The 5,519-nt window shown below is 54.5% G+C and carries 2 tRNA genes and 3 rRNA genes; all 5 read right to left on the bottom strand.

Annotation, left to right across the window (positions count from 1 at the left end):
* Positions 1 to 3 precede the first annotated feature (3 nt).
* Positions 4 to 117: ribosomal RNA gene (gene rrf / locus ACMV5O_RS21110) — 5S ribosomal RNA — on the bottom strand.
* A gap of 117 nt (positions 118 to 234) precedes the next feature.
* Positions 235 to 3,121 (bottom strand): 23S ribosomal RNA (locus ACMV5O_RS21115).
* A gap of 260 nt (positions 3,122 to 3,381) precedes the next feature.
* Positions 3,382 to 3,457, bottom strand: a tRNA-Ala gene (locus ACMV5O_RS21120).
* 27 nt (positions 3,458 to 3,484) lie between these two features.
* Positions 3,485 to 3,561: transfer RNA gene (locus tag ACMV5O_RS21125), tRNA-Ile, on the bottom strand.
* A gap of 78 nt (positions 3,562 to 3,639) precedes the next feature.
* Positions 3,640 to 5,178 (bottom strand): 16S ribosomal RNA (locus ACMV5O_RS21130).
* Together the 16S, 23S and 5S rRNA genes with 2 tRNA genes alongside form the textbook arrangement of a ribosomal RNA operon.
* Between the last annotated feature and the right edge of the window lie 341 nt (positions 5,179 to 5,519).

The raw sequence follows: 5,519 nt of genomic DNA on the forward strand, positions 1-5,519 counted from the left end.
TTAGTCTGACGATGACCTACTTTCACGAGGGCGGACCTCACTATCATCGGCGCATGTGCGTTTCACGGTCCTGTTCGGGAAGGGAAGGGGTGGTTCCACACAGCTATGGTCGTCAGACTTTGACTTGTTCTCTGCGTAGAGTGCAGAGCAAAGGTTGGAAGAAGTGTTGTGTGATTGTCTGGATGGCGTTGTATGGCATCCAGAGAGTCGAGTTCGTTTTGTTTTGAAGGTTATAGGATCAAGCCACACGGGCAATTAGTATCGGTTAGCTGAACGTGTTGCCACGCTTACACACCCGACCTATCAACGTTGTGGTCTTCAACGACCCTTCAGGGGGCTCGAGGCCCCGGGGAAGTCTCATCTTGAGGCGAGTTTCCCGCTTAGATGCTTTCAGCGGTTATCTCTTCCGCACATAGCTACCCGGCGATGCGACTGGCGTCACAACCGGTACACCAGGGGTGCGTCCACTCCGGTCCTCTCGTACTAGGAGCAGGCCCTCTCAAACTTCCAGCGCCCACGGCAGATAGGGACCAAACTGTCTCACGACGTTTTAAACCCAGCTCACGTACCACTTTAAATGGCGAACAGCCATACCCTTGGGACCGGCTACAGCCCCAGGATGTGATGAGCCGACATCGAGGTGCCAAACTCCGCCGTCGATGTGAACTCTTGGGCGGAATCAGCCTGTTATCCCCAGAGTACCTTTTATCCGTTGAGCGATGGCCCTTCCATACAGAACCACCGGATCACTATGACCTGCTTTCGCACCTGCTCGACTTGTGGGTCTCGCAGTCAAGCCACCTTTTGCCATTGCACTATCAGTACGATGTCCGACCGTACCTAGGTGACCTTCGTACTCCTCCGTTACCTTTTGGGAGGAGACCGCCCCAGTCAAACTGCCCACCATGCACGGTCCCCGACCTGGATTCACAGGCCTGGGTTAGAACCTCAACGACACCAGGGTGGTATTTCAAGGATGGCTCCACCGGAACTGGCGTCCCGGTTTCATAGCCTCCCACCTATCCTACACAAGTCCCGTCAAAGTCCAATGCAAAGCTACAGTAAAGGTTCATGGGGTCTTTCCGTCTAGCCGCGGGGAGATTGCATCTTCACAAACATTTCAACTTCGCTGAGTCTCAGGAGGAGACAGTGTGGCCATCGTTACGCCATTCGTGCAGGTCGGAACTTACCCGACAAGGAATTTCGCTACCTTAGGACCGTTATAGTTACGGCCGCCGTTTACCGGGGCTTCGATCAAGAGCTTGCACCCCATCACTTAACCTTCCGGCACCGGGCAGGCGTCACACCCTATACGTCCACTTTCGTGTTTGCAGAGTGCTGTGTTTTTAATAAACAGTCGCAGCCACCGATTCTCTGCGACCCCGTTCCGCTCCGGCCGCGAGGGCCTTCACGTACCAGGGGCATACCTTCTCCCGAAGTTACGGTATCAATTTGCCGAGTTCCTTCTCCTGAGTTCTCTCAAGCGCCTTGGTATTCTCTACCAGCCCACCTGTGTCGGTTTGCGGTACGGTCACTCTATGACTGAAGCTTAGAGGCTTTTCCTGGAAGCTGGGTATCACTCGCTTCGGCTCCGAAGAGCCTCGTTATCATGCCTCAGCTAAGCCGCGCGGATTTGCCTACGCAGCACGCCTACACACTTGAACCACCTATTCCAACAGATGGCCGAGCTAACCTTCTCCGTCCCCCCATCGCATCATAGAGCGGTACAGGAATATTGACCTGTTTCCCATCGACTACGCATTTCTGCCTCGCCTTAGGGGCCGACTCACCCTGCGCCGATGAACGTTGCGCAGGAAACCTTGGGCTTACGGCGAGGGTGCTTTTCACACCCTTTATCGCTACTCATGTCAGCATTCGCACTTCCGATACCTCCAGCATCCCTTACGAGACACCTTCGCAGGCTTACGGAACGCTCCCCTACCACGTGTCAAAGACACATCCGCAGCTTCGGTTCATGGCTTGAGCCCCGTTACATCTTCCGCGCAGGACGACTCGACTAGTGAGCTATTACGCTTTCTTTAAAGGGTGGCTGCTTCTAAGCCAACCTCCTAGCTGTCTATGCCTTCCCACCTCGTTTGCCACTTAGCCATGCATTTGGGACCTTAGCTGGCGGTCTGGGTTGTTTCCCTCTTGACACCGGACGTTAGCACCCGATGTCTGTCTGCCGTATATCACTTTGCGGTATTCGGAGTTTGCTATCGCGGGGTAGATCGCAATGACCCCCCCAACGATTACAGTGCTCTACCCCCGCAAGTGTCCGTACGACGCACTACCTAAATAGTTTTCGGGGAGAACCAGCTATTTCCGGATTTGTTTAGCCTTTCACCCCTATCCACAGCTCATCCCCTAACTTTTCAACGTTAGTGGGTTCGGACCTCCAGTACCTGTTACGGCACCTTCATCCTGGCCATGGATAGATCATCCGGTTTCGGGTCTACGCCCAGCTACTCTGACGCCCTTATCAGACTCGCTTTCGCTACGCCTCCCCTATTCGGTTAAGCTCGCAACTGAACGTAAGTCGCTGACCCATTATACAAAAGGTACGCAGTCACCCCTTACGAGGCTCCCACTGTTTGTATGCATGCGGTTTCAGGATCTATTTCACTCCCCTCCCGGGGTTCTTTTCGCCTTTCCCTCACGGTACTGGTTCACTATCGGTCGATCACGAGTATTTAGCCTTGGAGGATGGTCCCCCCATCTTCAGACAGGATTTCTCGTGTCCCGCCCTACTTGTCGCACGCTCAGACCCGCCACCGGCTTTTCGCATACGGGACTATCACCCTGTATCGTCGGACTTTCCAGACCGTTTTGCTAAGCTGATGGTTTAGTCGTGCAGGCTGATCCGCGTTCGCTCGCCACTACTTGCGGAATCTCGGTTGATTTCTGTTCCTGCGGCTACTTAGATGTTTCAGTTCGCCGCGTTCGCCTCCTCAGACCTATGGATTCAGTCTGGGATACCCCTTGCGGGGTGGGTTTCCCCATTCGGACATCGTGGGATCAAAGCTCTATTGCCAGCTCCCCCACGCTTTTCGCAGGCTTACACGTCCTTCATCGCCTGTGATCGCCAAGGCATCCACCACATGCACTTAGTCGCTTGATCCTATAACCTTGGACCCTCTTCGATCTTTCGATCTCGAAGACCCGCGTACAGGAACGAACTCGTTTGTGCGGCCACACCACTGCTGACAACGGTGATGTGACCAATGCAATCACACAACTTGCAGTACGCACCGGCTCGGTACGTACTACACTTCTTCCACTTTGTTAAAGAGCACGACTCGTAAAGAGTCAGGACTGGAGTACCTTTCGGCACCTCACGCCTGACGCCTCACACACCTCGAGGATGACCTACCTGAGACCTGGTGGAGCTGGTCGGGATCGAACCGACGACCTACGGCTTGCAAAGCCGCCGCTCTCCCAGCTGAGCTACAGCCCCCTACTGTCTCGAACAACCAAAAATGCTTGGTGGGTCTGGTTGGGTTCGAACCAACGACCCCCGCCTTATCAAGACGGTGCTCTAACCAGCTGAGCTACAGACCCTCTCATCTACTTCGAGGCTCTTCGCCTGAACAACCGATAAGTTGTGGATACTTGGCAGCACTGCAGTCTGTTCTCTTGAAAGGAGGTGATCCAGCCGCACCTTCCGATACGGCTACCTTGTTACGACTTCACCCCAGTCATGAATCTCACCGTGGTAAGCGCCCTCCCGAAGGTTAAGCTACCTACTTCTGGTGAAACCCACTCCCATGGTGTGACGGGCGGTGTGTACAAGACCCGGGAACGTATTCACCGCAGCATGCTGATCTGCGATTACTAGCGATTCCGACTTCACGTAGTCGAGTTGCAGACTACGATCCGGACTACGATCGGCTTTAAGGGATTGGCTCCACCTCGCGGCTTGGCAACCCTCTGTACCGACCATTGTATGACGTGTGAAGCCCTACCCATAAGGGCCATGAGGACTTGACGTCATCCCCACCTTCCTCCGGTTTGTCACCGGCAGTCTCACTAGAGTGCCCAACCAAATGATGGCAACTAGTGACAAGGGTTGCGCTCGTTGCGGGACTTAACCCAACATCTCACGACACGAGCTGACGACAGCCATGCAGCACCTGTGTTCTGGCTCCCGAAGGCACCCTCGCCTCTCAGCAAGGTTCCAGACATGTCAAGGGTAGGTAAGGTTTTTCGCGTTGCATCGAATTAATCCACATCATCCACCGCTTGTGCGGGTCCCCGTCAATTCCTTTGAGTTTTAACCTTGCGGCCGTACTCCCCAGGCGGTCGACTTCACGCGTTAGCTGCGTCACTCAGTGCATTGCTGCTCCGAACGACTAGTCGACATCGTTTAGGGCGTGGACTACCAGGGTATCTAATCCTGTTTGCTCCCCACGCTTTCGTGCATGAGCGTCAGTACAGGCCCAGGGGGCTGCCTTCGCCATCGGTGTTCCTCCTGATATCTACGCATTTCACTGCTACACCAGGAATTCCACCCCCCTCTGCCGTACTCTAGCCTTGCAGTCACAAACGCAGTTCCCAGGTTAAGCCCGGGGATTTCACATCTGTCTTACAAAACCGCCTGCGCACGCTTTACGCCCAGTAATTCCGATTAACGCTCGCACCCTACGTATTACCGCGGCTGCTGGCACGTAGTTAGCCGGTGCTTCTTAGTCCGGTACCGTCATCCAGCGACTATGTTAGAGTCGCCGATTTCTTCCCGGCCGAAAGAGCTTTACAACCCGAAGGCCTTCTTCACTCACGCGGCATGGCTGGATCAGGCTTGCGCCCATTGTCCAAAATTCCCCACTGCTGCCTCCCGTAGGAGTCTGGGCCGTGTCTCAGTCCCAGTGTGGCGGATCATCCTCTCAGACCCGCTACAGATCGTCGCCTTGGTGAGCCTTTACCTCACCAACTAGCTAATCTGACATCGGCCGCTCCAATTGCGCGAGGTTCCGAAGAATCCCCCGCTTTCCCCCTCAGGGCGTATGCGGTATTAGCTACGCTTTCGCGTAGTTATCCCCCACAACATGGGCACGTTCCGATGCATTACTCACCCGTTCGCCACTCGCCGGCAGGCCGAAGCCCCCGCTGCCGTTCGACTTGCATGTGTAAAGCATGCCGCCAGCGTTCAATCTGAGCCAGGATCAAACTCTTAAGTTCAATCCAGCAAAGTACTCAAAATACTGACTTTAATCAGCATGAGCACCTAATCATTGTGAAACCAAAGCAACCGAAGTCACTTTCGACCACAACCACCAAGCACCCACACTTATCGGTTGTTCAATTTTTTAAAGAGCGCCGCAGTCGCTGCAGCAGAGAAACGAGATTATGATCAACTTCAAAATCACTGTCAAGCATTCGAAGCATCTTTTTTACCGCCGCCCGACTCAACCGCCGAACAAAGAGCCTACAAACACCCGCCTCGCCTCCCCCTCCACCGCCGAATCGCCTTCCGAAGAAACCGCCGCAGCGCTGAAGAGGTGCGCATTATAGACCCCCAA

The organism is Thauera sp. WH-1, from assembly GCF_047806685.1.
Lineage (GTDB): Bacteria > Pseudomonadota > Gammaproteobacteria > Burkholderiales > Rhodocyclaceae > Thauera.